This is a genomic window from Xanthomonas pisi DSM 18956 (genome assembly GCF_001010415.1).
Classification (GTDB): Bacteria; Pseudomonadota; Gammaproteobacteria; order Xanthomonadales; family Xanthomonadaceae; genus Xanthomonas; species Xanthomonas pisi.
On record NZ_JPLE01000206.1, the window covers coordinates 1 to 574 of the forward strand.

The 574-nt window shown below is 35.4% G+C and carries 3 protein-coding genes; all 3 read right to left on the reverse strand.

Annotated elements, in window-relative coordinates:
• Nucleotides 1-227: hypothetical protein (locus Y887_RS19590; protein ID WP_046965607.1), on the reverse strand; the 227-nt coding region annotated here is incomplete at its 3' end.
• A 19-nt stretch (nt 228-246) separates the two neighbouring features.
• On the reverse strand, nt 247-444 hold the full coding sequence (locus Y887_RS19595; protein ID WP_046965606.1) for a hypothetical protein: 198 nt from the start codon (nt 442-444) through the stop codon (nt 247-249).
• 1 nt (nt 445) lies between these two features.
• Nucleotides 446-571, reverse strand: a complete 126-nt coding sequence (locus Y887_RS21580; protein WP_425476742.1) for an anti-DarT factor AdfA family protein — start codon at nt 569-571, stop codon at nt 446-448.
• Nucleotides 572-574 lie beyond the last annotated feature (3 nt).

Here is a 574-nt window from a genome sequence, read left to right on the forward strand (position 1 = left end):
CCATTAAGTCCTGGAACAGTGCTCATCATTCGCTTCATTGAACGAACTGAAGCATGAAAACGTGCATAAGCCGCTTTCTCTTCAGGAGTAGAAGGACGTTTAAGAACACTTCCACGTTCGTCGATTATTTTGGCTTCGTACGCTTTCCATTCTGTAAAAGGTTTTTGCATTAGTCGAATAAACTTATATGCATAAACTGAATCTATTGCAGTGTTAATAATACCCATAGGTACCTCCTGAGTATATTTAATCAATCACAAAGATCGCTTTATCACCGTTCGCATCTGTGACTTCATATGTAGTGTCTTCATAGTGTGGAATATTCCAAATTACACCATCATTAGCTTTTACGCTAATATGGCATTGGTGTTTTGAAACAACTTCATAATCTTCAAAACTTGTAAAAACACTAATTTTAGAACCAGTGCAAATTGCAGTAGTCATTTTAACCTCGATTCATAAATGCATTAAATATTTGGACATCAACAGAAATTTCTAATTCGACTTCAATTGTTTCAGCCTTTTCTTCAGGTGGTAATTCGTATCCACACACTACAATTTTTTCATCGATATC